The organism is Amycolatopsis sp. NPDC114484 (assembly GCF_055633755.1).
On the sequence record NZ_JBVKDQ010000016.1, the window covers coordinates 125,354 to 149,791 of the forward strand.

Consider the following 24,438-nt stretch of genomic DNA (forward strand, 5'->3'; position numbering starts at 1 on the left):
GGAAGGTGATCGGCGGATGAGGTGCCCGTTCTGCCGGCATGCGGACTCTCGGGTCGTCGACTCCCGAGAGGTGGACGAGGGACAGGCGATCCGGCGGCGGCGTTCGTGCGCCGAGTGCGGCCGGCGTTTCACCACGTCGGAGACGATGGTGCTGGCCGTGGTCAAACGGTCCGGCGCCACCGAGCAGTTCAGCCGGGACAAGGTGGTCAACGGCGTGCGGAGGGCCTGCCAGGGCCGTCCGGTCGACGACGACGCGCTGCAGAAGCTCGCGCAGCGCGTGGAGGAGTCGATCCGTTCCGCCGGTCTGGCCGAGATCCCCAGCCACGAGGTCGGCCTCGCCATCCTCGGCCCGCTGCGGGAACTGGACGGCGTCGCGTATCTCCGGTTCGCCAGCGTCTACCGCTCCTTCTCCTCGGTCGAGGACTTCGAGAAGGAGATCTCCGACCTGCGGAAAGCCATGGCGGGAACTGCGGACGACCAGGAAGGCGAGCGCGCCGGCGACGACTGAGCCGTCACCGGGTCGCGGGGAGCGAGGGACAGGACCGCATGACCGAAACCGTGGGAACCGGCGCTGCGGCCGGACAGAACCAGAAGCCGAACAAGGGCCTCACCGTCCGGCGGGTCTTCACCACCGAGGGGACCCACCCCTACGACGAGGTCGCGTGGGAGACCCGCGACGTCGTCATGACGAACTGGCGCGACGGCAGCGTCAACTTCGAGCAGCGCGGGGTCGAATTCCCCGAGTTCTGGTCGGTCAACGCCACCAACATCGTCACCAGCAAGTACTTCCGCGGCGCGGTCGGCAGCCCGCAGCGCGAGAGCAGCCTCAAGCAGCTCATCGACCGCGTGGTGCGCACCTACGTGAAGGCCGCCGCCGAACACGACTACTTCGCCGGTCCGTCCGATCTCGAGATCTTCGAGCACGAGCTCACCTGGATGCTGCTGCACCAGGTCTTCAGCTTCAACTCCCCGGTGTGGTTCAACGTCGGCACCTCCTCGAAGCAGCAGGTGTCCGCCTGCTTCATCCTCGCCGTCGACGACACGATGGAGTCGATCCTCAACTGGTACCGCGAGGAAGGCCTGATCTTCAAGGGCGGTTCCGGCGCGGGCCTCAACCTCTCGCGGATCCGGTCCTCGAAGGAACTGCTCACCTCCGGCGGCACCGCGTCCGGCCCGGTCTCGTTCATGCGCGGCGCCGACGCGTCCGCGGGCACCATCAAATCCGGCGGGGCCACCCGGCGCGCGGCGAAGATGGTCGTGCTCGACGTGGACCACCCGGACATCGAGGAGTTCATCCAGACCAAGGCGCGCGAAGAGGAGAAGATCAAGGTCCTCCGCGACGCCGGGTTCGACATGGACCTCTCCGGCTCCGACATCTCCTCGGTGCAGTACCAGAACGCGAACAACTCGGTCCGCGTCTCCGACGAGTTCATGCACGCCGTCGAGAACGGCACAGACTTCGGCCTGCGCGCCCGGCTCACCGGCGAGGTCATCGACCGCACCGACGGGAAGAAGCTGTTCCGCAGCATGGCGCAGGCGGCGTGGGAATGCGCCGACCCGGGCATCCAGTACGACAGCACGATCAACGACTGGCACACCTGCCCCGAATCGGGCCGGATCACCGCGTCGAACCCGTGCAGCGAGTACATGCACCTGGACAACTCGAGCTGCAACCTCGCGTCGCTCAACCTGCTGAAGTTCGTGTCCGAAGAGGGCACGTTCGACGCGCCGCTGTTCGCCAAGGCCGTCGAGTTCGTCATCACCGCGATGGACATCTCGATCTGCTTCGCCGACTTCCCGACCGAGCCGATCGCCGACACCACGCGCAAGTTCCGCCAGCTCGGCATCGGCTACGCCAACCTCGGCGCGCTGCTGATGGCGCTGGGCCACGCGTACGACTCCGAGGGCGGCCGCGCGCTCGCCGCCGCGATCACGTCCCTGATGACCGGCGTGTCCTACCGTCGTTCGGCCGAGCTGGCCGGCGTCGTCGGACCGTACGAGGGCTACGCCCGCAACGCCGAGGCGCACCAGCGCGTCATGCGCAAGCACGCCGCGGCCAACGAGCTGGTCCGCACGTACCACAGCAACGACGCGGCGGTTCGCGCGCTCGCGTCGCAGGAATGGCAGCAGGGCATCGAACTCGGCACCCGCAACGGCTGGCGCAACGCGCAGGCTTCGGTGCTCGCGCCCACCGGCACCATCGGCTTCATGATGGACTGCGACACCACGGGCATCGAGCCGGACTTCTCGCTGGTGAAGTTCAAGAAGCTCGTCGGCGGCGGGTCCATGCAGATCGTGAACCAGACCGTGCCGCGCGCGCTGCGGGTGCTGGGCTACCAGGCCGAACAGGCCGAGGCGATCGTCGAGTACGTCGCGGAGCACGGCCACGTGGTCGACGCGCCGGGCCTGCGCCCCGAGCACTACGAGGTGTTCGACTGCGCGGTCGGCGACCGGTCCATCGCGCCGATGGGCCACGTGCGGATGATGGCCGCCGTGCAGCCGTTCATCTCGGGCGCGATCTCGAAGACGGTCAACATGCCGGAGTCGGCGACCGTCGAGGACGTCGAGGAGATTTACTTCCAGGGCTGGAAACTCGGCCTCAAGGCGCTCGCGATCTACCGCGACAACTGCAAGGTCGGCCAGCCGCTGTCCACGGCGAAGAAGAAGGAAGCCGCGGCCGAGACCGAGCCGGAGAAGGTCGTCGAATACCGCCCGGTGCGCCGCCGCCTGCCGAAGAAGCGCCCGAGCCAGACCGTGTCGTTCACTGTCGGCGGCGCCGAGGGCTACCTGCACGCGGGCTCGTACCCGGACGACGGCCTCGGCGAGATCTTCGTGAAGCTCGGCAAGCAGGGCTCCACCCTGTCCGGCGTCATGGACGCCTTCTCGATGTCGATCTCGGTCGGCCTGCAGCACGGCATCCCGCTCGAGTTCTACGTCTCGAAGTTCTCCAACCTGCGCTTCGAACCGGCGGGCATGACCGACGACCCGGACATCCGGATCGCCACGAGCGTCATGGACTACCTGTTCCGCCGCCTGGCGCTCGACTACCTGCCGTATGAAAAGCGGGCCCAGCTGGGCATCTTCACCGCGGACGAACGCTCGGCCGAGGTCGAGGCGAACTACGGCGGGCAGAACCTCGAGATCGAAGCGCTGCGCAGCAGTGTGGATTCCTCGCCCGCCCGGGCGGAAGAGCCCACAACGGACACCTCCGCACGTGACGCGCACAGCACGGCCGAGCTGATGGAACTGCACCTCGGCAAGGCCGCGGACGCACCGCTCTGCATGACCTGCGGAACGAAGATGCGGCCCGCCGGATCGTGCTACGCCTGCGAGGGTTGCGGGGCTACTTCCGGCTGCAGCTGAGCGCGAGCGTTTCTTCGACAGCTGAACGACTGGTCGGGGCTGGGGCAGCAGTTGCTGCCCCAGCCCCGATTTTTTCCTGCTGACGGCCGCACCGGCGCAAGTACGTCACGTACTTGACGTACTTGGTTCTGGGAGGCATGCTGGTGGGGACCGACTGGGAGGCTGACATGTCTGCTGTGCACTACGACAGCTACACCGATGCGCGCGCACATTTGAAGAATTTGCTGGATGCCGCTGAGAAAGGGCTCGTCGCGACTGTCCGGCGCGATTCCGCGACGACCGCTGTGGTGGATGTCGTGCGCCTGCGCCACGTTCTCGCGTCAGTCGTTCCCTCGCACGCTCAGGTCGTCCCCGAGGCTGGCGGCTGGTCGGTGTTTATTCCGGGGCTGCCAGTGTCCGCGGACGGCGCGTCGTTCGACGAGGCAGTCGACGAAATGGTCGACGCCCTGCGCGAGTACGCCCAGGATTGGCAGGAGCGTTTGCTGGACGCCCCGAACCACCGGGACAACTGGGGCCTGGTGCAGCTGATCAGCTTCAGCGACGACGCCCAGTTGCGCGACTGGCTTGTCGGTGCCGCGCAATGACTTCCTGGCCGCAGCCGACCCGCAACGACCATGAGACGTTCTGCAAGGCTGAAGAATGGCGCAGGGTGCGCGACGCTCGCGGGCGAACGGGAACGCATCACGTCACTTACGAGCTCGATCTTGTCGACGGCCGGATTCTGCGTACCCGCATCTCGCATCCGGTGGATCGCAGCGGTTACGGACCGGCTTTGTGGAAGCACATTCTTCGCGATCAGCTCGACGTCGAGGAACCAGCCTTCTGGTCCTGCGTGCAGGACGGCGTCAAACCGGCTCGCGGGACGCCCGAGCCGCCGGCCGGGGCCCTGCCTGCCGATCTCGTGTATCTGCTGCTCTCTCGCGTGGGCCTCGAAGAGGCTGAGGTGGCAAGGATGAGCAAGGACGAGGCGGTGGCCAGGGTGCAGCGTTACTGGACCGAAAATACGTGATCAGGCGACGGCTTTTCAGCGTGCTCAGGGCGCCATCTGCGCGACCCCCTCGCCAAACGACCAGTCCACCTCGTGGTTTTCCGTCAAACTGAAGAACACATTCCGCGGCTCGATCCCCGTCGCCTCGCTGATGAGTTCGGTTGCTCGCCGGTACAGCGCGGTTTTCTGGTCGTTCGTGCGGCCGGCGCGCAACGTGATCGCGATATACACGATGTCGTCGTCGCGGTGGACGCCGAAGTAGCCGGGGTCGTAACGCAGGCGATCGGCGGCGTGGCTGTTCAGGATCTGGAACCGGTCGTCGACGGGGACGTCGATGGTTTCGGTCATCGCCTGGTGCACGGCTTCGCCGATGGCGGGGAGGCGGTCGGCGTTGGGTTCGGACAGCACGTCGATGCGGACGAGCGGCATGGGAGACCTCTCAGCTCAGCTGGTCGAGATTCGGGCGGGACAGGTGAAGCACCCGGTAGCGGACGTCGGTGTCCTCGTCCGGGGTGGTGGTCCAGAGGGTGAAGCGCACGGCTTCCCAGCGAAGTGGGTCGATGGCCAGCGCGGTGGTGTGCACAGCCGGGTTTTGGGACAGCAGCGCGAGTTCTTCCACTTCGCGTTCGATTCCGCCGGGGCCTTCCGGCAACGGGCGTACGTGTTTGGTCGCGAATTCCGGAGAGACATCCCGCGCCGGACCGGCTAGACAGCTCGCGCCGGTCCAATGCCGCACTGGCGGTCGGCCGAAATCCTGGACTATGCCGTCGAATCCGCCGCCGCCCCAGAGGAATTGGCTCATTCCGGCGCTGTCGGTCCACAGGTAGAACGGCGCGTAGTGGTTGTCGCGCACCAGATACGCCTTGAGTCCCAGTCCGGGGAAAGCGTCGGTGCGATGGCCCCGGGTGGCGACTCGGTGCTCGATGTCGTAGCCGGCGGGCAGGTCGATCTCGTACTGCATCGCGTACATCGACGTCACCGCCGGCCGAGGAGGGCGAGTGCTCCGCGGACCGCTTGGTCGAACGGCTCGACCGTCCCGGACGATCGGGCGAGGACGTATCCGCCCTGCAGCACCGCGACCAGGGTGGTCGCCGTCGCGGCTGGGTCGAGATCCTTCGGCAGTTCGCCGTTCGCGATTCCCTCGGCGAGGACTTCGGCGAGACGGCCGCGCAGCCAGTCGAACGTTTCCTCCAGCGGCGCACGCAATTCCGGGTTCGTGACGATCTCGGGATCCAGCGCCAAGCGGCCGACCGGGCAGCCGCGCAGGACGTCGCGCTCGCGCAGCAGGTAGGCGGAAACGCGTTCGACCGCGGTCGTGCCCTGGGCGAACGCGGCCTCGGCGGAGGCGCGCAGGTCGTCGGCGTTCTGCCGGATCGCGGCGAGCGCCAGGTCGGCCTTGCCGGAGAAGTGGTGGTACATGCTGCCCTGCCCGGCCCCGGCGCGCTGCTGGATCGCCTTCGGGCTGGTGCCGACGTACCCCCGCTCCCACAACAGGTCCTGGGTGCTCGCGATGAGCTGGTCTCTGGTGGACATGACCCCAGCGTACATACTAGTAGGTACAGAGACAAGCGGGGGAAGGCCCTACCGCGGGGAGACCGGCTGTCCGCATGGTCCGGATGATCTTGGCCCGGCAGGCTGACAGGGAACCGAAAGAAGGGACTTCTCCGTGATCAAGTCTGCCGGCCGCCGGGCGGTCGCCGTGACGATGGCCGCCGCGGTGTGTGCCACCTTGTTCTCGACCGGCACTGCCGAGGCGATAGTGAAGGGCGGCGATTCGACGCAGCGCTACCCGTTCATGGCGTCGATACCGGAGTCCGTCAGCCAGACCGGCGAACGCGGTGTGTGCGGCGCCTCGCTGATCGACCCGCAATGGGTGGTGACCGCCGGGCACTGCGTGGACTCGAACCTCGTGACGCCGGACGGCACCGTCCGGATCGGCAGCGAGCGGCAGCATTCCGGCGGAACCGTCCGGCGGATCGCGCAGGTGGTCACGCATCCGGGTTACGCGCTGCAGAGCGAGACCATTCCCTTCAACCGCAACGACATCGCGTTGATCAAGCTGGACCGTCCGGTCGCCGAGAAGCCGATCCGGCTGGCGTCCAGGCCCGGCGTGCCCGGTACGCCGACGCGGCTGCTCGGGTTCGGCACCACCGTCGACACGTACGACTTCGCGAAGGCTCGGTTCGCGGAACGGTTGCAGGAACTGGACGTTCGGCGCGGGGCGGAGTCCGAGTGCGGTCCGGGTTACGCGGGGCGGACGCGGTTGTGCACGGTCAGCCCTAGGCCGGAAGCGATGGCGTGCATCGGCGACTCCGGCGGTCCGCAGGTCCGGCGCGGCGCTGGCGGGCGATGGGAGCTGATCGGGGTAACTTCGGGGCCGGGCACCGCCCGTTCGGCGTGTGCGGGCGGGCCGGGGCTGTACAGCAGCGTGCCCGCGTACGCGGATTGGATCCGGCGGACGATCTGGGCGAACCGGGGAGGAAACTAGAGGTCATGACCCTCGTGTCGGCGGGCTACCGTGCCGTGCGGCGGACCAGCGAACTCGTGTCGATGAGCGAATGCGTCGCCGAGGTGCACGACGACTGGTTCCGCGACCTCGCCCTCGCTCGGCGAACCGGGCTTTCCGTGCTCGAAGTGGGCTTCGAGCCGGAGGACGCCGCGCCGATCGTCCGCGAGATCGTCGCGGACGGCTGGAATCGCGAGACCAGCGTCGTAGTCGGGCGGATCGAGGAGGGCGCGAGCACCTCCGGCGAGATGCTCGGGTTCGAGCTGGCCGGTTACGAGTGCGAACTCTGGCACACCTGGCGCTGTCTCGGCGGTCTGGTCGAGGATGTCCGCGCAGCCACCGGCATCGTGCCCGGACGGTACGGGCTGATCGAGGACGCGGACGCGGCCCGCCAGGCTGCCCGATGGCTCACCGAATCCCGCCTAGGCGATCCGAAAGTGAGCAACTGGGCCGCCGCCGCGCTGCTAAGCCCATAGCTCCACCGAATCTCCACAACCTCCCCGCCGCAACGGCACATCCGGACGGCAGCATGACCGCCGTGGACTGGAGTGCGGTGTTCGAGGCGGAGGCGCGGCGGCGGAAGGTCCGGCCGCAGCCGGCGTGGGGGAGCGGCGTGCGGCTGGACCCGGTGGTGGCGCGCAGCCTCCGCCGGTTCCAGCGCGCGCCGGACGAGCTGACCGCGGAAGACCAGCTGTACCAGGAAAAACTGGTCGCCCGGCTGTTCGAAACCGCGAGCCAACCGGGGAAAAGCGACGTGATGAGCCAGCTGATCTCCGACGTTCTCGCGCTCGGCTACTACCGCGCGTTGCGAGACGGCACCCGCGACCCGGTCACCACAGAGGTAGCCGCACGCGTGTTCGCCGGGGTGGAACGGCGGCTCAGCTATCACGTGGACCGGTTGCGGCGGCAAAGAATCGCGGCCACGGCGAAGTGGCGAGCCAGGGCGATACTGGAAACCGGCGGCGTGCTCGTCGGCCACGGGCGCGCGTTGCGGCGGCTGGGCATGCCGTGGCTCGCGTTCGTCACCGATGCCTGGGCGCGGTTCGAACGGGCCCTCGCGGATGTCCGCAAAGGACCGCCGGTGCGCCCGGGGCCGCGCGTGCGGGCGCGGCCCCGGGGACTGGTCTAGGAAAGCTTCGACCAGAGGAATTCGTACGCGACCGCTGAACGGAACGCGAGTTGTTCGTTGTCCGCCGCCGCTCCGTGGCCGCCCTCGATGTTCTCGAAGTACTCCACGTCGTGGCCCTGCTCGCGCATCCGGGCGGCCATCTTGCGCGCGTGCCCGGGGTGCACGCGGTCGTCGCGGGTGGAGGTGACGAAGAGGATGGGCGGATACTCGCCATCGGCGGAAACGTTGTGGTACGGCGAGTATTTCGAGATGTACTCCCACTCCTCCGGGACGTCCGGGTCGCCCCATTCGGCCATCCACGAAGCACCGGCCAAGAGCAGGTGATAGCGCTTCAAGTCGAGAAGCGGCACCTGGCACACGATCGCGCTGAACAGCTCCGGGTAGCGGGTGAGCATGACGCCCATCAGCAGCCCGCCGTTGCTGCCGCCCTGGATGCCGAGCCGTTCCTTCGTCGTGATGCCCCGCGCGACGAGATCGCGCGCGACCGCGGCGAAGTCCTGGAACGCCTTGTACCGGTTCTCCTTCACCGCCTGCATGTGCCATTCCGGCCCGTACTCGCCGCCGCCGCGGATGTTCGCGACCACGTACGTGCCACCGCGCGACAGCCAGGCCCGGCCGACGACGCCGCCGTACGACGGGGTCAGCGAAACTTCGAAACCGCCGTAGCCGTACAGCAGCGTGGGGCCGTTTTCCGCGCCCGGCGGACGGACCACGAAGTACGGGATCTTCGTGCCGTCGTCCGACGTCGCGAAGTACTGGCTGACCTCCATTCCGGTCGCGTCGAAGAACTCAGGCGCCTGCTTCAGCACCTCGACGTCGCCGCCGACGACGCCGCGGGTGAGCGTGGACGGCTGGACGTAGCTGGAGGAATCCACCAGGTACTCGTCGTCGACGTCCGGTTCGGTGTCGACGATCTGCGCGCTGCCGAATTCCGGCGCGCCGCCCAGTTCCGCCTCGGCCCAGCCGTCCGGGCCCGGCGTCAGCACGCGCAGCTCCGACTTGACGTCGTGCAGCGTCGCGAGCAGCAAGTGGTTGCGGGTCCACGTGTAGTAGTCCAGCGACGTGTGCGCGTCCGGGGTGAACAGCGCGGTGAAATCACGGTCGCCGGACTTGAACGCGTCGTAGCGGATCGCGAGCAAGGCGCCCGCGGGGTGTTCGGCGCCGCCGACGGTCCACGCGCTGCGCGGGTGCACGAGCAGCCATTCGCGGTGCGTGGACACCTCGACGTCCTCGGGCAGGTCCAGTTTGGCCAGTCCGGACGGGGTCCGCTCGAAGTACTCGGTGCGGTAGAAGTCGATCGCGCGGCGCACGAAATCGCGTTCGAAACCCTCGGTCGGGTCGTGATACGCCATCACCGCGACGTCGTCCGGCTTGCCCTCGGCGACGAGCACCGCGTCTTCGAGCGGGGTGCCGCGCCGCCATTCCTTCACCAGCCGCGGATAGCCCGACGTGGTGAGCGACCCCGGGCCGAAGTCGGTTCCGAGGTACACCCGGTCGGCGTCGATCCAGCCGATCCGGTGCTTCGCCTCGGGCAGGGTGTAGCCGTCCGGCACGAACTCGTGCGCGTCGAGGTCGAACTCGCGGACGACGGTCGCGTCCGCGCCGCCCCGCGACAGCTGGACCAGGCCGAGCCGGTGCCCGGGACGCAGCACCGCGGCGCCCTTCCAGACCCAGTTCTCGTCCTCCTCGGCGGCGAGCGCGTCGACGTCGAGGAGGATCTCCCAGTCCGGTTCGCCGGTGCGGTACTGCTCCAGCGTGGTGCGCCGCCACAGCCCGCGCGGGTGCTCGGCGTCCTGCCAGAAGTTGTAGTAGTGCGTCCCCCGGCGCGCGACGTACGGGATCCGGCCGCCCGCGTCGAGCACCTCGCGGATCGAGTCCCGCAGCTGCCCGAACCTCTCGCTCGCGGTGAGCACGTCCAGCGTCTCCGCGTTGCGCGAACGGACCCATTCGAGCGCCTCGTCGCCCGTCACGTCTTCCAGCCACAGGTACGGATCTTCGACAGTCATAGCGTCCAGTCTCGCTGCCTGTCGCGGATCAGGCCAGGAGCCCGGCGTTCCCGTTTCGTGATCCAGGGCGGCTCGCGGTCTCCGTATGCTGGTCGGGAGGGGGAGGAATGACGTATTACGCCGGGGGCTCGTGGCCTCCTCCAGCATCACGGCCACCGCAGGCTCCGCCGCGCCGAAAGGCGGGCAAAGCGCTGGGCGCCGTCGCGGCGGTGGCGATCGTCGCGGTCACGCTCGCGCTCATGGCAGCGGTGCCGCACGAGGTGTCGGGGCACGCCGTCGCGGCCCCGGACGCCGACGCGATGCCGGACCGCCAGGACGCCAAACCGGTGCGCAAGCTCAGCGGCAATCCGCTGCTCGCCGAGGGCGTCGCGCTCGGTCCCGCGTCGTGCGACCTGCCGGAGCTGAGCCGGGACCCGGAGCAGCTCAAGGCCTTCTACACCGCGCTGGTCAGCTGCCTGAAGCAGGCGTGGCAGCCGGCGCTGGACAAAGCGGACGAGCCGAACCTGCCGGTCAAGGTGTCGGTCACGCTGCCGAAGACCAGCGCCTGCGGCAGCGCGCCGTCCCGGGACGAGGCGGTCGCGTACTACTGCGGCGGCGACGCCACGATCTACGCGCCCACCGAGTGGATGCTGGCGGACGCCGGGCTGAGCCGCGCCCGGCACCTGGCGACGCTCGCGCACGAGTACGGCCACCACGTCCAGCGCGAGAGCGGCATCCTCGACGCGGCGAGCGCCGAGATGGGTTCGCCGGAGCCGACCAGCGACGCGGACAAGGCCGTCGTGCGCCGGATCGAGCTGCAGGCCAACTGTTTCGGCGCGCTGTTCCTGCACGCCGCGTCCGACCGCGGGTCGATCAGCCGGGCCACCGCGAACGCCGCCGTCGCCGATTACGGCCGCGCCGACGACAGCGGCGACCACGGCACCCGCGCGAACCAGCTGGCCTGGGCGAAGGCCGGCTACACCGGAGCTGGCCCGGCCGCCTGCGACACCTGGTCCGCGCCGGCGGACAAGGTCAGCTGACCCGCCATTCCGGGTCGCGGCCCAGCAAGCCGAGGAACTGGTCCAGTTCGCTTTCGCCGGTGCTGACGGGCACTACCGGCGCGAAGGTCCCGCGCTCGACGCGTGCCTTCGGGTCGGCCGGGATCATGAGAGCGAACTGCAGGGCGGCGTGCACCGCCTCCGGCACCGGGTCGTAGGCGACGTCGAGGGTCTTGGCCAGGTCCCAGCCGTGCGCGACGGTGTCGACGAGGTGCATCGCGGTCGCGACTGTGCCGGGGAAGGTGCCGAAGGTGTTGATGGCGATCTGGCGTTCCGCGACGTCGGCTTCGCCATACGCGGCGAGGTAGTCGGTCACCGAAGCTGCGTACGCGGCGTACGGGTCTTCGCCGAGCTGACCGCGGTCCCAGTCCTTCGCGGAGCCGTTGCGCGCTGCTTCGGCGAAGGCGTGGTTTTCGCTGACTTGGTGGCGGAGCAGGTCGGCGAGCGTCCAGCCGGCGCACGGCGTGGGCCGGTCGAGGTCCGCCGCGGTGGTCTTCGCGACGATCGGGTCGAGGACGAGCAGGGACTGCCGGTCGAGGTCGAACGTGGTCATAGGTTCACGCTAACCGGCAGATCGGTCCAGGAAGAGAGCCAAAGCGGAGCTAACCGCGGTGGACCAATCTAGGCTGGACGCGTGGACCTGCACCTGGACCTGTCCGGCACCCGCGGCCATCGCGACGAGATCTACCGACAGATCCGCGAAGCGGTGCTCGACGGGCGGCTCCGCGACGGCGACGCGCTGCCGCCGACCCGGGAACTGGCGCACCAGCTGGCCGTTTCGCGCACCACTGTCACCGCGGCGTACGAACGCCTCGCCGCGGAAGGATTCCTCACCGGCCGGGTCGGAGCCGGAACGTACGTGCGGGCCGGTGCCGCGCCACGGCCCGCCGAGCCGGCCGGGCTCGCGGAGGGCGTCCAGCCGCGTCCAGAGTGGACAGACGTGCCCGCTCCGCCGAAAGCGTTCACCAACCCGCCGGAGTTCGACTTCCGCGCCGGAGTGCCCGATGTACGGCTGTTTCCGTTCGACACCTGGCGTCGACTGATGACCCAGGCGTTGCGCAGCTCCCGCGCGGAGCTGATGACTTATGGCGAACCGCAAGGCGATCCCCGGCTGCGCACCGAGCTCGCGCGGCACCTCGCGGTGTCCCGGAATGTTCGCGTACGCCCGGAACACCTCGTGATCACTTCGGGCGCGCAGCAGACGATCGACCTCGTCGCCCGGGTCCTGCTGCGGCCCGGCGACCTGGCCGCGGTCGAGGATCCCGGTTACCCGCCGCCGCGGCTGTTGCTGGGCACGCTGGGCGTGCGGGTCGCGCCGGTTCCGGTGGACGACGAAGGCATCGTGGTCGACGCGATCCCGCCGGGCACTCGCCTGGTGCACGTGACGCCTTCGCACCAGTACCCGCTGGGTGTCGCGATGTCGCCCGCGCGACGGCGGGCGCTGCTGGATTGGGCTGAGGACAACGGGGCGGTAGTGGTCGAGGACGATTACGACACGGAGTTCCGCTACTCCGGGCGTCCGCTGGAACCGTTGCACAGCTTGGATTCTCACGGTCGGGTGGTCTACGTCGGCTCGTTCTCGAAAGTCCTGTCGCCCGCGCTGCGGCTGGGTTTTCTCGCCGCGCCGCCCGCGCTGGCGGAGGCGATCGTGAAGGCGAAATACCTCGCCGACTGGCATTCCCCGGGCATCGAGCAGGCGGTGGTCGCCGCGTTCCTCGCCGAGGGCGGATTCGCCCGGCACGTCCGCCGGATGCGCGGCATCTATCGCGCCCGGCACGACCTCCTCGTCGCCGGCCTGCGTGCCGAATTCGGCGACGTGCTGGAGCCGGTGCCCGCGTCGGCCGGTCTGCACCTGAGCGCGTCGGCGGACCGGGACTTGCGCGGCTTCGCGCGGAAGGCGGCCGGGGCGGGCGTCCGGCTGTTCTCGCTCGGCGACTTCTCCGTGACGGCTCGGCGGCACGGGCTGCTGTTCGGCTACGGCGCGATCGCGACCGACCAGATCGGACCCGGCCTCGCCCGGTTGCGCCGGGTGCTCGACGGCTGAGCGCGTTACCACGAACGGACGCGTCCCGCTGGACTTTCGCACACGGCGGCGGGGCCCTAACCTGTGGTGACCCGACTCACCGAGGAGAGGGCATCGCCATGCGGATCGCGGATTTGCTTCAGCGCAAGGGCGCGACGGTCGCCACCGTGTCGCCGGGGACGACGGTCGCCGAGCTGCTGGCGGGGCTCGCCAGGCACAACGTCGGCGCGATGGTCGTGGTGGACGCCGAAGGCGGGATCGCCGGGATCGTCTCCGAACGCGACGTCGTGCGCAGGCTCGACGACCACGGGCCTTCGGTGCTCGACGGGCCGGTCGCGGACATCATGACCACCATGGTCGCCAGCTGCGCGCCGGACGATCCGGTCGACCAGCTCAGCGTCGTGATGACCGAACGGCGGATCCGGCACGTGCCGGTGCTCGACGAGGGGCGCCTCGCCGGGATCGTGAGCATCGGCGACGTGGTGAAGATCCGGATGGAGCAGCTGGAACAGAGCCAGGAACAGCTGGAGGCCTACATCTCCCAGGGCTGAGGGCTCACTCGCGCCAGCCGCTGAGCTCGACGCCCTTCGCGACGTCCACCCGGTAGCCGAGCGAGACCGTCGCGGACGCCCCGGGCGCGATCGTGAGCCGCCAGGTGAACTGGCCCAGTTCGGTGCGCTCGACCGGCTCCGGGCTGAGCCGAAGGTCCCGCACGGTGATCGAGTCGTCCCGGGAGACCGGGGCCTGGTCGAGCACGGCCACCACGGCTTCGCGGGGGCTGTGGTTGGTCACGGTCGTCTGGTAATCGGCTTCGCGGCGGCGTTGCGCGGAGAACGTCGCCTTGCTGGCACTGCGCTTGACCAGCTCGCGTTCGACGCGGATCCGGTCGTCGACGCCCAGCGCGAGTTCGAGTTCCTCGCCGGGAGCCCATAGGTCCAGCTGCGTGCTGCCGACGAATTCAGCCTCGTGGAACACGGCGGCCCGACCGGCGCGGAGGGTGTGCTCCGCGGTGTTGACCACCTTCGCGCGCAGGTAGGCCTCCTCGGCCTGCGTCGGCGCGGTCACGTAGTCGAGCTCCGCAGTGAGGTCCAGTTGCGCGAGGGTCGTCCGGTGGCCTTGCGCGCCGGACGGGATCGCGACCGGGCGCGCCGGACGGAAGGTGACCGCTGTGGTGCCCTGCTCCACTTCGGCGACGTGCGCGGCGAAGCCGTCCCGGCCGCCTCCCGCGGCGCCGTACGCCATCGCGGCGGGCGCTGGCGGTGCCATCGATCGCCGTTCTGGCTGCTGCCGGTCCAGGTACCAAGGCTGGAGTTCTGGGATCACGACGGTGTTCGCCGGGCGGGCGGTGGACAGCGTCAGCTCGCACTCCGGCCAGTCCTCGCCGGTGTGCTGGCTGACGAGTCCGTACGAGGTGACGGTGACGTCAGTGCCGCGTACGCGGACGTCGTACCCGGGCTCCCAGCGCGCGCCGGGGACCACATAGGACAGTTCGATTTCGGCGGTGGCAGGGGATTCCAGCTCCACCACGATCGTCGAACTGTCCTGTTCGGACTGTGCGCTGCGAGTTTCGATCTGACGGTCGAGCGCGGCGAGGTCTTCGCGCAGCCGCTCCAGCTTCGTGGTGAGCGCGCGACGTTCCTTGAGCGCCACCGCCAATTGCGTGCTGAGTGCTTCGCTAACTTCTTGGACGCGGCCCGGTTCCGCGTCGCCACCGGCCAACGCCTTCGCGAAGCTTGCTCCGCTGCGTCGCGAGACGCCGGTCAGCAGGTCGACGCGCGCCGACGCGGCGCTCTCGTCGTCCGCGACCTCGTCGACAGCGGCTTGGTCCGCGTGACGCTGCTCCACAAGCGCGCGCAGCGTTGGGTCAGCAGGCGCGGCGTGCTGCGCGTACGCGACGTCGACGCCGGTGACCAACGCGTCGCCCGCGCCGCTCACGCGCACCGAAGCAGCGTCGAGCGACAGGGGGAGACCCGTGATCTCTACGCGGGGCCCGTCGGCCGGAGTGACTTGACAGCGACGGGTGACGCGCGCGTGCTGCGGATAGACCGTGACCGTGACTATCGGTGCGTCCATGGCTCCGACGTTAGTCGGTTGACGCGACTTGCGGTTGACGGAAGTCTCAACTTGCTCGCCTGCTTCGTCCAGCTTGGGGGTTCTGGTGGGAGTTGCCGCTCGGGTCGCTGCCGTTTTCGTCGCAGTGGCCACGTTGTTCGTGCCCGCGGTCGCTGAAGCTGCTTCGCCGCCAGCGCCGGTTTTCACCGATGGTCAAGCACAGGCGGTCTTCGATCCGGCCGACGTGATCCGCGAGGACGTCTGGGTCACCGCGCCCGTCGACAGCGACCACGACGGCAAGCCTGACCTCGTACACGCGCAAGTGGTACGTCCGCGCGCTACGGAGCAGGGCATGAAGGTGCCGGTCGTGTACGAAGCGAGCCCGTACTTCGCGGGCGGCAACGACGTGCCGAACCACGACGTCGACACCGAGCTGTACGTGCCGGGTCCGCATGTCGCCTCGCCGATCGGGTGGAGCTACCAGAACTACTTCACCGCACGAGGATTCGCTGTCGTGTACGGCGAATCCCTCGGCACCGGGCTGTCCACCGGCTGCCCGACGACCGGCGACGTGAACGAGACGATCGGCGCGCGCTCGGTCGTCGACTGGCTGAACGGCCGCGCGGAGGCGCACACCCAGGCCGGAGCGTCGGTCACGGCGAGCTGGAGCACCGGGAAGACCGGCATGATGGGCGTGTCGTACAACGGCACGCTGCCCAACGCGGTGGCGAGCACCGGCGTCGAAGGGCTCGAGACGATCGTGCCGATCGCCGCCATTTCGAGCTGGTACGGCTACTACCGCAACGCCGGCGCGGTCGTCGCCCCCGGCGGATACCAGGGCGAGGACACCGACGTGCTCGCCGGTTACGTCTATTCGCGCGCTGACCAGCAGGTCTGCCGCCCGGTGCTCGACGGTCTCACCGCCGAGCAGGACCGGCTGACCGGGGACTACGGCAAGTTCTGGGACGTGCGGAACTACCGCGACGACGTCGGCAAGGTGCACGCGTCGGTGCTCGCGGTGCACGGGCTGAACGACTGGAACGTGAAGACCGAGCAGGTCGCGACCTGGTACGAAGCGCTGAAGAAGCACGGCGTCGAGCACAAGATCTGGCTGCACCAGTCCGGTCACGCGGACCCGATTTCGCTGCGCCGCGACGTCTGGCTCACGACGCTGAACAAGTGGATGTCGCACTACCTCTACGGAATCGACAACGGCATCGAGCGCGAGCCGAAGGCGACCATCCAGCGCGAGGACAAGTCGTGGGTCGACGAGGCCGAATGGCCCGCGCCAGGCACTTCGGACGTCGAGCTGCACCCGTGGCCGGGCGGACGTTCGACCGGGGCACTCGACCGGCAGCCGGTGCCAGGCCGTCCGACCGTCGAGACGCTGGCCGACGACGCGAGCAAGAAGATCGAACAGCTCGCCGACGCGGCGTCGTCCGGGAACCGCTTGCGCTACCGCACTTCCGCGACCACCGAGCCGGTGCGGCTGTCCGGCACCGCGAAGGCCGAGCTGCAGCTGTCGTTCGACCGCCCTGCCGCGAACGTGACCGCGGTGCTGCTCGACCGCGCACCGGACGGCACTTCCCACGTGATCAGCCGGGGCTGGACGGATCCGCAGAACCGCGTCAGCCCGTCGGTCACGTCGCCGATCACGCCCGGACAGCGGTACCGCATCGAGGTTTCGCTGATGCCGAAGGACTACATCGTGGCCGCCGGGCATCGGCTGGAATTCGTGCTGGCGTCCAGCGACCACGACTTCACGCTGCGGCCGGATCCGGGCACCGGGCTGTCGCTTGACCTGACCGGGACGACGGTGACGCTGCCGATCGTCGGCGGGAAGAAGGCGTTCTACTCGGCGATCCCGGCGCGGTAGGCGAACGCGACGGCTTGGGCGCGGTCGCGCAGACCGGCTTTGGAGAACAGGTGATTGACGTGCGTCTTTACCGTCGCCTCGCTGACCACGAGGGTGCGCGCGATCTCCGTGTTCGACAGCCCCGCCGCGATCAGCCGCAGCACCTCGACTTCGCGCGCGGTGAGGCCTTCCAGCTCCTTCGTGCGCACCGGCGCGCGGCTGGTCGCGGCCGCTACCAGCCGTTGCTGGAGCGCGCCGTCCACAGTGGACTGACCGGCGGCGGCTGAGCGGAGCGCGCGGACGATCGCGTCGGCGTCGGCGTCCTTGGTGAGGAACCCGCGTGCGCCTGCTTTCAGCGCGGCGAGCAGGGAATCGTCGTCGGCGTACGTGGTGAGGACGACGACTTCCGTCTTCGGATGCTGCGCGCGGACCATTTCGGTCGTCTCGACGCCGTCGCGGTTCGGCATGCGCAGGTCGACGAGCAGTACATCCGGCTGGTGTTCCGAGACAAGTTCGAGGGCCTGTACGCCGTCTGCCGCCGCACCTACGACCTCGACGCCGGGCAGCAGCCCGAGCAGCGTTACAAGCCCTTCGCGCACTACTGCCTGGTCGTCGGCCAGCACCACGCGCAGCGTCACGCCGGCACTGTCAGCTGAATCCGCCATCCGTCCTCCCCAGGGCCGGTTTCGAGCTTCCCGTTCAACAGCGCGGCCCGTTCGCCCATGCCACGCAAACCGTATCCCGGCGACGGCGACTCCGGCGGACGGCGGCCCTGGTGGTCGATGATCGTTAAGTCGACTTCGTCTTTGTTGAAGGCCACCGTCACGTCTACGGCGGGACCGCCTGCGTGTTTGCGCGAGTTGGCGAGGGCTTCCTGTACGGCGCGTACGAGCGTGGTGCCGACAGCTGCGTCTAGCTCGCGTGGTTCGCCTTCGAGTACCAGGTCGGCGCGAGAGCCGGTGTCGAGCCTGTACGCGGCGAGAAGGTCTGACACCGAGCGCTCGACGGGTACGGCGTCTTCGCGCAGCGCGGCTACGGCCTTGCGTGCTTCGGCGAGACCGTCTGTCGCGAGCTTCTGCGCGCGTTCAATCTGCGCGAGAGACTCTTCGCTCGCACCGTCGCGGACCAGCATCAGACGCGCGCCCTGAAGATTGAGCGCGAGACCGGCGAGGGAATGCGCGAGGACGTCGTGCAGCTCGCGGGCGATGCGCGTGCGTTCGGCGAGCGCGGCCGCGCGGGCGTGCTCCTCGCTGGCGGTCTGGGCGCGGGCGAGCGCGAGCTCGGTCTGCTCCAGCCGCTCCGCGCGGCCCCGGCGGTTGGCCGCGAGCAGCACCATCACGACGAGGATCGCGAAGAGGGAGACCACGTTCAGCCAGTCGAGCTGATAGGTGATCGACCAGACGAGGATCGCCGCCGACGCCACACCGAGCGCGATCCCCGCCGCGGTCCGGCTGCTCACGCGCAGGGTGTAGAAGGCGGCGCCGAACATCGTCGTCGACGTCCAGCTGCCGGGCTGCAGGACCCAGAGCGCTCCGGCCGCCGCCACCACGGAGATCATGGTGGCGGGCATCAGCCAGCGCGGGTTCGACTCGCGGGTGAGCCAGAGCGCCGGGACGGACAAGACGAGGACCAGCCCGATCAGCGGCCACGTCCACGGCCGCGCGTTCGGGATCGCGAACAGGGTCGGCACGGCGAGCACGCCCCAGCGCACCCAGTCGGCGCCCTCGAACCGCCGCCGCGCTTTCGCGAGCGAGGCAGCCGGTGTGCCCATGGGCCCTCCATCCGTCTTGTACGGAAAATGTACTGGCCCGGGCTTGGCTGGAGGGTGTCGGACATATCCCCCACCAGGAGGTACGCCCCATGTCCAGATTGAGACGGTTCGCGGCGGTCGCGGCCGCGGTGGCCTTGCCCGCGTGCGGCCTGACGCTCGCCGCCCAGTCGACGGCGTCCGCGGCCCCCAACTTCCAGGTGCCGTTCAAGTGCGGCGTCACTGTCACCGCGGCGACCTTCAGCGGCCACAACCCGGCCAACTCGGTCGACTTCCAGAAGTCCGGCATCACCGGCATGCCGGTGCTCGCGGCCGCGCCCGGGACGGTCACGCGCGTGGCGAACGAGGGCAGCACCAGCTACGGCCGGTGGATCGAACTCGACCACGGCGGCGGCTGGCGGACCCGGTACGCGCACCTGTCCGAGCAGGAAGTCTCGGTGGGGCAGAGCGTCGGGCAGGGCAAGGAGATCGGCAAGGCGGGCGCGACCGGCGGGGTGACCGGACCGCATCTGCACTTCGAGGAGAACCTGAACGGCGTGACGCAGAAGGCCGTGCTGAACGGCGTCGCGGTGCCGTACTACGGCAAGAAGGACTTCACGAGCAAGAACGGCTGCGGCGGCAACCCGTACTCGGCGACGCAGGTGTGCGGGTCGGGCTTCTCGGTGATCGACCAGCAGGCGCTGGGGACGGCGGGTACCGCGTACCTGCTGTACAACTCGTCCTCCAAAGAGAACTGCGTGACGACCCTGAAGGCGGTTTCGCTGGGGACGGCCAGTGCGGTTTCGGCGTTCCTGGAGGTGCAGGGCTCGACCCGGGCGACCGATTCGGGGAACTACACCTACTACGCCGGTCCGGTGAAGAAGACCGCCGGTTCGACGTGCGTGAAGTGGGGCGGTTCGGTCGGCTCGTCGTCGTACACGAGTCCGTTCGAACACTGCGGCTGAGGGCTTTGTGACCGATGCTGCCGGAGCCGTTGGCAGGTTCCGGCAGCATTTGTCTATTGTGGACAGCGTTGGTCGATGCACACCCCACCGACAATTCCCGCCGGTTGTCTCTGTCGGCGACACGGTTGTCCACAACTGCCTCCTGCCTCCACAGATTTGCCGCGTTCGTCCCGATTCGCGCATTCCCGGCGCACAGTGGAGGCGTGACCACCTCGACGCCGCCCGGCATCTCCCGGGCCACCCTCCGCAATCCGGCCGACCTCATCGCTTCCCTCCCGTACCTGCTCGGCTTCCGTCCGGCTGATTCCCTTGTGCTGCTGGGACACCGCGTCCCCGGAACCACGATCGGCCTGATGCTGCGCGCCGACCTTCCGCCGCGAGAACTCCAAGCGGAGCAAGCGGATGCGCTGATCCCGCGCTTCGCCGATCGCGAGCACAACGGTGTCACCGTCGTCCTTGTCGGCGGCTCGGCTGACGAAAACGGTCCACCGCATAGGGAATTCTTAGCCGAGCTTCAGCGCGTCCTGGCTCGACATAGCCTCCGCCTGTTCCACGCACTGTGGGCCTCCGAGATCGAACCCGGTGCGGAGTGGGCGTGCTATCTCGACCCGGACTGCGGCGGCGTGGTGCCCGATCCGCAGGAAACCGTCATCGCCGCCGCGACGACGGAGGCGGGGTTCGTCGTCTTTCGCAGCCGTGAAGAGTTGGCGGCGGTACTGGAACCGCGTTCCCCGCAAGCGATCACTCGTCGCGCCGAGTTGCTGGAATCCTCCCCGGAACCGTTGTACCGCACCGGAATGTCGCAGATCGAGGTCTTGGACGCCGCGGTCACCGAACTCCGCGAAGCGTTCCTCCGCCACCGTCGAGGTGCGGGCCCGCCTGATGACGACCAAGCCGTCCGGCTGGCCCACGCGTTGATGTTCACCCCCGTCCGGGACGCGTGCATGGCTCTTGCGGTCCCGCCTCATACGTCGCTGACCCGGGAGGCAGAGGAGGTGTGGCTGACGCTGGTCCGCGAACTGCCGCCGCCGCATCGCGCCGAGGCCGCGCTCCATCTGGGGTACACCGCTTTGATGCGCGGGGAAGGCGCGCTCGCGGGGATGGCTCTGGCGAACGCTGTCGAGGCCGATCCTGAGCATATGGTGGCGCAGTTGCTGCAGACTGCCTGGAACATCGGCATGGATCCGGCGAAGCTGACCGGCCTCGCCGACTTGAGCACGGCGGTGGATCTCGGGCTCGCTCCGCCGTCGGAACCGGGGAGTGCCAGCGAGCGGGGTCGAAGATCGGGGCCGCCGAGAGGGATGAGATGACCGGGGTCTGACCACGCGTCAGAAGGGCGGAGAGCGGCCCCGTGAACCGGTTCAATGCCTCGGCGGCGGGCGGGTTCCGGCGAAGCCCCGCGCGGTGCCGGAAAGCCTTGCTCGAGCCGGATTCCGCCTTGGTGCCTCGCCGCGGCGTTCGATCGCGTCAGGCAGAGTTCCGCCACTGCGCCCGCTGTGCACGGTGCGGGGCGGCGAGTGGAACCTTGTCATCCCGCCGCGGACGCGCCCGAGCCGGATTCCGTCCGTGGTCCCGAGCCGACGTCGCACCGGTGGGAACTTGGGCGCCCTGCCTCGGCGCGTCTGAACGACGTTCGTGGCTCCCCGCAACGATGCGGGGCGAGGATCCGCCCGGATCCCCGCCCCGAAACACCACTGCCGAAACCAGACACGGCCCGCGGCGCGCCGCCGCGGTCGGGAATCGCCGTCAGGAAAGACGCGACTGGGTGAACTGCCAAGCGTCCGAGACGATCCCGTCCAGGTCGGTCAGCTTGGGCGTCCAGCCGAGTTCGCCGTTGGCCTTGTCGCTCGACGCCACCAGCACCGACGGGTCGCCGGCGCGGCGCGGGGCGACGACGGCGGGGATCGCGTGCCCGGTGACCCGGCGGCAGGCATCTACGACCTCGCGCACCGAGAACCCGGTGCCGCTGCCGAGGTTGTAGATGCGGTGCTCGCCGGCGGCGGCGTGGCGCAGGGCGAGGAGGTGGGCGTCGGCGAGGTCGACCACGTGGATGTAGTCGCGGACGGCCGTTTTGTCGGGCGTCGGGTAGTCGTCGCCGTAGATGGAGATGTGTTCGCGGTCGCCGGTCGCGACCTGGAGGACGAGAGGGATGAGATGGGTTTCGGTGGTGTGCCGTTCGCCGAACGCGCCGTAGGCGCCCGCCACGTTGAAGTACCGCAGGCTGACCGCGGCGATGCCGTGGGCGCGGGCGAAGCTGGTGATCGCGTGGTCGATGGCGAGTTTCGACGCGCCGTAGGTGTTGGTCGGCTGCGTCGGGGCCGTTTCCGGGATCGGCGAGACGTCGGGCTCGCCGTAGGTCGCCGCGGTGGAGGAGAACACCAGGCGCGGCGTGCCGTGCTTCTTCATCGCTTCCAGCAGCCGCAGCGAGGTCACCACGTTGCCTTCCCAGTACTTCGCCGGGTCGGCCATCGATTCGCCCACCAGCGACTTCGCGGCGAAGTGCAGCACGCCGTCGAAACCTTCGCCGAGGAGGTCCGCGGCGACCTCGGCGGCGTCGCCCTCGACGAAGCGCGCTTGCGGGTGCACCGCGTCCGCGTGCCCGGTCGACAGGTCGTCCACCACGGTGACCTGGTGACCGGCTTCGATGAGGCGGGCGGCGCACACGCTGCCCACGTACCCCGCGCCGCCCGTCACGATGAGCTTCAGGGGGCTTTGCTGGTCCGTCACGTCAAGGCCTTTCTGCTGAGGGGTGGCGACTGTGCGGCACAGTCTCCCCTCAATGCGACGCGACGGACCCTCCGGGGGTTGCTCCGGAAATCAGGCCTCGTCGCGGCCCGCGCCGCGCGACGGCACCGCCGTGAACATCCGCGGACGGCGGAACCCGGCCTGCTCGCAGGCGGTTTCGACCGCGGTGCGAACTCCGTCCAGATCCTCGTCGCGGACCAGCGCGATCGCCGAGCCGCCGAATCCGCCGCCGGTCATCCGCGCGCCCAGCGCCCCGGCCGAGCGGGCCGAGTCGACCGCGAGGTCGAGTTCCGGCGTCGAGATGCGGTAGTCGTCGCGCATGCTCACGTGCGAGGCGTCGAGGTACGGCCCGATTTCGGCGAGCTTCTTCTCCCGCAGCAACGCGACCACGTCCAGCACCCGCTGGTTCTCGGTGACCACGTGGCGCACCAGCGGAACCAGATCCGCGGGCAGGGGCGCGAGCGCTTCGTCGAGGCCGTCGAGCGTGACGTCGCGCAGCGCCTTCACGCCGAGCAGCTCCGCCGCGCGCTCAGTGCCGCGCCGCCGCGCGCCGTAGCCGCCGTCGGCGTGGGAATGCTTGGTGCGGGTGTCCATGATCAGCACCCGGAGCCCGGCCTCGCCGAGCGGGAACGGCACCTGCTCCATCTCGCCCGAGCGGACGTCGAGGAACAGCACCCGCGAGTCCTCGCAGCACAGCGACGCCGTCTGGTCGAGCAGCCCGGTGGGCGCGCCGACGAAGTCGTTTTCCGACCGCTGCACCCAGCGCGCGATCTCCGGACGCGCGGGAGTGCTCGCTCCGCCGTCTTCGAGTTCCACCCCGGCCACGCCCAGCAAGGCCAGCGAAACCGCGCATTCCAGCGCGTGAGAGGAGGAAAGCCCGGCCCCGGACGGCACGTCGCCGGCGATGACCACGTCGGCGCCGCCCGCGAAACCCTGGTCGCGCAGCACCCACGCCACCCCGGCGGGATACGCGGCCCATCCGGGCACCGAACCCGGTTCGAGCGCGGCGATGTCGTGCGGCCCGGAATGCTGCAGCTGCCCGTCGTCGCCGAGCGTGGCGAGGCGGAGCTTGCCGTCCTGGCGCGGGGCCGCGGCCGCGGCGAGCCGGTGCGGGAGGGCGAAGGGCAGCACGAACCCGTCGTTGTAGTCGGTATGCTCGCCGATCAGGTTCACCCGGCCCGGCGCGGACCACACGCCTGCCGGGGCCCGCCCGTGGACCTCCCGGAACGCGCGCGCCGCGTCGGTCGCCGCGGTCACTTGGCGAGCGCCAGCACGGCGTGCAGCGCCGCGGTGGACACCTGTGCCGTGGTTTCGGTGCCCTTGACCTCGACGGTCGCGGTGGCGCCGGAGGCCTTGCCGACCGTGACGAGCCCGCCGGGCACGATCCCGACCGTGCGCAGCTCGGTGAGCAGCGACTCGTCGAGCTGCACGTGCTCGGCGATGCGGCGGATCTCCACCTCGCCGCCGCCGGTGCGGGCGAACTCGTCGAGGCGCACCAGGCCGTCCTCGGCGCGCGGCGCGGGATCGCCGTCGCCGAGCTTGTCGAGGCCGGGGATCGGGTTGCCGTAGGGCGACGTGGTCGGGTGGTCGAGCAGCTTCACCAGCTTGCGCTCGACGGCCTCGCTCATCACGTGTTCCCAGCGGCACGCCTCGTTGTGCACGTGCTCCCACTCGAGGCCGATCACGTCGACGAGGAGGCGCTCGGCGAGCCGGTGCTTGCGCATCACCGCGACCGCGAGGTCGTGGCCGTGGTCGGTGAGTTGCAGATGCCGGTCGTCGGCGACGACGACCAGCCCGTCGCGCTCCATCCTGGCCACGGTCTGGCTCACGGTGGGCCCGCTCTGCTGCAGCCGCTCGGCGATCCGGGCCCGCAGCGGGACGACCCCTTCCTCTTCGAGCTCGTAGATGGTACGCAGGTACATCTCGGTGGTGTCGATGAGATCGTTCACGCTGTCCCCTTCGTCCGCGTAGCTCATCGTAGTCGTTGGCCCCGACAGCGACGGCCCGCCTCGGCGTAACGGC

At 69.5% G+C, this 24,438-nt stretch carries 24 protein-coding genes; 13 read left to right on the forward strand and 11 right to left on the reverse strand.

Features of this window, described 5'->3' with window-relative positions:
- The first annotated feature begins 16 nt into the window (after positions 1 to 16).
- The 4 genes from nrdR to ACZ7SW_RS32640 all read left to right on the forward strand — a co-directional run bounded on the left by nrdR (position 17) and on the right by ACZ7SW_RS32640 (position 4,372).
- Positions 17 to 508 (forward strand): transcriptional regulator NrdR, encoded by a 492-nt coding sequence (gene nrdR / locus ACZ7SW_RS32625; RefSeq protein WP_409182131.1) that lies wholly within the window; start codon positions 17 to 19, stop codon positions 506 to 508.
- A gap of 38 nt (positions 509 to 546) precedes the next feature.
- A complete protein-coding gene (locus tag ACZ7SW_RS32630) occupies positions 547 to 3,363 on the forward strand; it encodes a vitamin B12-dependent ribonucleotide reductase (RefSeq protein ID WP_470234201.1) in 2,817 nt (938 codons plus the stop codon).
- Between the two features lie 167 nt (positions 3,364 to 3,530).
- Positions 3,531 to 3,947, forward strand: a complete 417-nt coding sequence (locus ACZ7SW_RS32635) for a prevent-host-death protein (protein WP_470234202.1) — start codon at positions 3,531 to 3,533, stop codon at positions 3,945 to 3,947.
- Positions 3,944 to 4,372, forward strand: coding sequence for a cytotoxic translational repressor of toxin-antitoxin stability system (locus tag ACZ7SW_RS32640; RefSeq protein WP_470234203.1), 429 nt, complete (start codon positions 3,944 to 3,946; stop codon positions 4,370 to 4,372). Before ACZ7SW_RS32635 ends, ACZ7SW_RS32640 begins: the two co-directional genes overlap by 4 nt.
- Before the next feature lie 24 nt (positions 4,373 to 4,396).
- Here the strand turns inward: ACZ7SW_RS32640 and ACZ7SW_RS32645 are convergent, their stop codons facing one another.
- Genes ACZ7SW_RS32645 through ACZ7SW_RS32655 form a run of 3 tightly spaced genes read right to left on the reverse strand, consistent with a single transcriptional unit; the run spans position 4,397 to position 5,884 of the window.
- On the reverse strand, positions 4,397 to 4,780 hold the full coding sequence (locus tag ACZ7SW_RS32645; protein WP_470234204.1) for a tautomerase family protein: 384 nt from the start codon (positions 4,778 to 4,780) through the stop codon (positions 4,397 to 4,399).
- A 10-nt stretch (positions 4,781 to 4,790) separates the two neighbouring features.
- Positions 4,791 to 5,321, reverse strand: a complete 531-nt coding sequence (locus ACZ7SW_RS32650) for a DUF4865 family protein (protein WP_470234205.1) — start codon at positions 5,319 to 5,321, stop codon at positions 4,791 to 4,793.
- 5 nt (positions 5,322 to 5,326) lie between these two features.
- Positions 5,327 to 5,884 (reverse strand): TetR/AcrR family transcriptional regulator, encoded by a 558-nt coding sequence (locus ACZ7SW_RS32655; protein WP_470234206.1) that lies wholly within the window; start codon positions 5,882 to 5,884, stop codon positions 5,327 to 5,329.
- 133 nt (positions 5,885 to 6,017) lie between these two features.
- Here ACZ7SW_RS32655 and ACZ7SW_RS32660 point away from each other — a divergent pair, with 133 nt between their 5' ends.
- From ACZ7SW_RS32660 to ACZ7SW_RS32670, 3 genes are read left to right on the forward strand one after another with little or no spacing between them, the layout of a single operon-like run.
- Positions 6,018 to 6,839, forward strand: a complete 822-nt coding sequence (locus ACZ7SW_RS32660) for a S1 family peptidase (protein ID WP_470234207.1) — start codon at positions 6,018 to 6,020, stop codon at positions 6,837 to 6,839.
- Positions 6,840 to 6,844: 5 nt separating this feature from the next.
- The gene (locus ACZ7SW_RS32665) at positions 6,845 to 7,333 is read left to right on the forward strand and encodes a hypothetical protein (protein WP_470234208.1); all 489 of its coding nucleotides are present in this window, start codon (positions 6,845 to 6,847) and stop codon (positions 7,331 to 7,333) included.
- Positions 7,334 to 7,386: 53 nt separating this feature from the next.
- A complete protein-coding gene (locus tag ACZ7SW_RS32670) occupies positions 7,387 to 7,986 on the forward strand; it encodes a hypothetical protein (RefSeq protein WP_470234209.1) in 600 nt (199 codons plus the stop codon).
- Here ACZ7SW_RS32670 and ACZ7SW_RS32675 read toward each other — a convergent pair.
- Complete coding sequence (locus ACZ7SW_RS32675; protein ID WP_470234210.1) at positions 7,983 to 9,992, reverse strand: prolyl oligopeptidase family serine peptidase; 2,010 nt, start codon at positions 9,990 to 9,992, stop codon at positions 7,983 to 7,985. The genes ACZ7SW_RS32670 and ACZ7SW_RS32675 overlap by 4 nt on opposite strands.
- Before the next feature lie 107 nt (positions 9,993 to 10,099).
- Between ACZ7SW_RS32675 and ACZ7SW_RS32680 the strand changes: the two genes are divergently transcribed.
- Entirely contained in the window at positions 10,100 to 11,011 is a 912-nt protein-coding gene (locus ACZ7SW_RS32680; RefSeq protein ID WP_470234211.1) for a neutral zinc metallopeptidase, read from the forward strand.
- Here ACZ7SW_RS32680 and ACZ7SW_RS32685 read toward each other — a convergent pair.
- Positions 11,004 to 11,582 (reverse strand): TIGR03086 family metal-binding protein, encoded by a 579-nt coding sequence (locus ACZ7SW_RS32685; protein ID WP_470234212.1) that lies wholly within the window; start codon positions 11,580 to 11,582, stop codon positions 11,004 to 11,006. The two genes, ACZ7SW_RS32680 and ACZ7SW_RS32685, sit on opposite strands and share 8 nt — an antisense overlap.
- Positions 11,583 to 11,663: 81 nt before the next feature.
- On the opposite strand from ACZ7SW_RS32685, the gene pdxR reads away from it, so the two are divergent.
- Both pdxR and ACZ7SW_RS32695 read left to right on the forward strand, forming a co-directional pair.
- The gene (gene pdxR / locus ACZ7SW_RS32690; protein ID WP_470234213.1) at positions 11,664 to 13,073 is read left to right on the forward strand and encodes a MocR-like pyridoxine biosynthesis transcription factor PdxR; all 1,410 of its coding nucleotides are present in this window, start codon (positions 11,664 to 11,666) and stop codon (positions 13,071 to 13,073) included.
- 98 nt (positions 13,074 to 13,171) lie between these two features.
- Complete coding sequence (locus ACZ7SW_RS32695; RefSeq protein ID WP_470234214.1) at positions 13,172 to 13,603, forward strand: CBS domain-containing protein; 432 nt, start codon at positions 13,172 to 13,174, stop codon at positions 13,601 to 13,603.
- Between the two features lie 4 nt (positions 13,604 to 13,607).
- Here ACZ7SW_RS32695 and ACZ7SW_RS32700 read toward each other — a convergent pair whose 3' ends face one another.
- The gene (locus tag ACZ7SW_RS32700; protein WP_470234215.1) at positions 13,608 to 15,125 is read right to left on the reverse strand and encodes a DUF4139 domain-containing protein; all 1,518 of its coding nucleotides are present in this window, start codon (positions 15,123 to 15,125) and stop codon (positions 13,608 to 13,610) included.
- Positions 15,126 to 15,210: 85 nt separating this feature from the next.
- Here ACZ7SW_RS32700 and ACZ7SW_RS32705 point away from each other — a divergent pair, with 85 nt between their 5' ends.
- A complete protein-coding gene (locus ACZ7SW_RS32705) occupies positions 15,211 to 16,980 on the forward strand; it encodes a Xaa-Pro dipeptidyl-peptidase (RefSeq protein WP_470234216.1) in 1,770 nt (589 codons plus the stop codon).
- On the opposite strand, the gene ACZ7SW_RS32710 is transcribed toward ACZ7SW_RS32705, so the two are convergent.
- Entirely contained in the window at positions 16,956 to 17,597 is a 642-nt protein-coding gene (locus ACZ7SW_RS32710; RefSeq protein ID WP_470234325.1) for a response regulator, read from the reverse strand. The genes ACZ7SW_RS32705 and ACZ7SW_RS32710 overlap by 25 nt on opposite strands.
- The gene (locus ACZ7SW_RS32715) at positions 17,594 to 18,730 is read right to left on the reverse strand and encodes a sensor histidine kinase (protein ID WP_470234217.1); all 1,137 of its coding nucleotides are present in this window, start codon (positions 18,728 to 18,730) and stop codon (positions 17,594 to 17,596) included. Before ACZ7SW_RS32715 ends, ACZ7SW_RS32710 begins: the two co-directional genes overlap by 4 nt.
- Positions 18,731 to 18,819: 89 nt before the next feature.
- Here ACZ7SW_RS32715 and ACZ7SW_RS32720 point away from each other — a divergent pair, with 89 nt between their 5' ends.
- Positions 18,820 to 19,671, forward strand: a complete 852-nt coding sequence (locus ACZ7SW_RS32720; protein ID WP_470234218.1) for a M23 family metallopeptidase — start codon at positions 18,820 to 18,822, stop codon at positions 19,669 to 19,671.
- A gap of 203 nt (positions 19,672 to 19,874) precedes the next feature.
- Positions 19,875 to 20,981, forward strand: a complete 1,107-nt coding sequence (locus tag ACZ7SW_RS32725) for a DUF4192 domain-containing protein (RefSeq protein ID WP_470234219.1) — start codon at positions 19,875 to 19,877, stop codon at positions 20,979 to 20,981.
- Positions 20,982 to 21,417: 436 nt separating this feature from the next.
- On the opposite strand, the gene galE is transcribed toward ACZ7SW_RS32725, so the two are convergent.
- From galE to ACZ7SW_RS32740, 3 genes are all read right to left on the reverse strand, one after another.
- Positions 21,418 to 22,398: a UDP-glucose 4-epimerase GalE gene (galE, locus tag ACZ7SW_RS32730; protein ID WP_470234220.1), complete on the reverse strand. Its 981-nt coding sequence runs from the start codon at positions 22,396 to 22,398 to the stop codon at positions 21,418 to 21,420.
- A 90-nt stretch (positions 22,399 to 22,488) separates the two neighbouring features.
- Positions 22,489 to 23,673, reverse strand: coding sequence for a galactokinase (gene galK / locus ACZ7SW_RS32735; protein ID WP_470234221.1), 1,185 nt, complete (start codon positions 23,671 to 23,673; stop codon positions 22,489 to 22,491).
- Complete coding sequence (locus ACZ7SW_RS32740) at positions 23,670 to 24,392, reverse strand: iron-dependent transcriptional repressor DtxR (RefSeq protein WP_470234222.1); 723 nt, start codon at positions 24,390 to 24,392, stop codon at positions 23,670 to 23,672. The genes galK and ACZ7SW_RS32740 overlap by 4 nt, the downstream gene beginning before the upstream one ends.
- Positions 24,393 to 24,438: the final 46 nt, after the last annotated feature.

Excerpts from the sequence above, each read along its gene's own strand:
- nrdR (WP_409182131.1), top strand. The coding sequence starts at position 17 with ATGAGGTGCCCGTTCTGCCGGCATGCGGACTCTCGGGTCGTCGACTCC.
- ACZ7SW_RS32630 (WP_470234201.1), top strand. The coding sequence starts at position 547 with ATGACCGAAACCGTGGGAACCGGCGCTGCGGCCGGACAGAACCAGAAG.
- ACZ7SW_RS32635 (WP_470234202.1), top strand. The coding sequence starts at position 3,531 with ATGTCTGCTGTGCACTACGACAGCTACACCGATGCGCGCGCACATTTG.
- ACZ7SW_RS32640 (WP_470234203.1), top strand. The coding sequence starts at position 3,944 with ATGACTTCCTGGCCGCAGCCGACCCGCAACGACCATGAGACGTTCTGC.
- ACZ7SW_RS32645 (WP_470234204.1), bottom strand. The coding sequence starts at position 4,780 with ATGCCGCTCGTCCGCATCGACGTGCTGTCCGAACCCAACGCCGACCGC.
- ACZ7SW_RS32650 (WP_470234205.1), bottom strand. The coding sequence starts at position 5,321 with ATGTACGCGATGCAGTACGAGATCGACCTGCCCGCCGGCTACGACATC.
- ACZ7SW_RS32655 (WP_470234206.1), bottom strand. The coding sequence starts at position 5,884 with ATGTCCACCAGAGACCAGCTCATCGCGAGCACCCAGGACCTGTTGTGG.
- ACZ7SW_RS32665 (WP_470234208.1), top strand. The coding sequence starts at position 6,845 with ATGACCCTCGTGTCGGCGGGCTACCGTGCCGTGCGGCGGACCAGCGAA.
- ACZ7SW_RS32670 (WP_470234209.1), top strand. The coding sequence starts at position 7,387 with ATGACCGCCGTGGACTGGAGTGCGGTGTTCGAGGCGGAGGCGCGGCGG.
- ACZ7SW_RS32675 (WP_470234210.1), bottom strand. The coding sequence starts at position 9,992 with ATGACTGTCGAAGATCCGTACCTGTGGCTGGAAGACGTGACGGGCGAC.
- ACZ7SW_RS32680 (WP_470234211.1), top strand. The coding sequence starts at position 10,100 with ATGACGTATTACGCCGGGGGCTCGTGGCCTCCTCCAGCATCACGGCCA.
- ACZ7SW_RS32685 (WP_470234212.1), bottom strand. The coding sequence starts at position 11,582 with ATGACCACGTTCGACCTCGACCGGCAGTCCCTGCTCGTCCTCGACCCG.
- ACZ7SW_RS32695 (WP_470234214.1), top strand. The coding sequence starts at position 13,172 with ATGCGGATCGCGGATTTGCTTCAGCGCAAGGGCGCGACGGTCGCCACC.
- ACZ7SW_RS32700 (WP_470234215.1), bottom strand. The coding sequence starts at position 15,125 with ATGGACGCACCGATAGTCACGGTCACGGTCTATCCGCAGCACGCGCGC.
- ACZ7SW_RS32715 (WP_470234217.1), bottom strand. The coding sequence starts at position 18,730 with ATGGGCACACCGGCTGCCTCGCTCGCGAAAGCGCGGCGGCGGTTCGAG.
- ACZ7SW_RS32720 (WP_470234218.1), top strand. The coding sequence starts at position 18,820 with ATGTCCAGATTGAGACGGTTCGCGGCGGTCGCGGCCGCGGTGGCCTTG.
- ACZ7SW_RS32740 (WP_470234222.1), bottom strand. The coding sequence starts at position 24,392 with ATGAGCTACGCGGACGAAGGGGACAGCGTGAACGATCTCATCGACACC.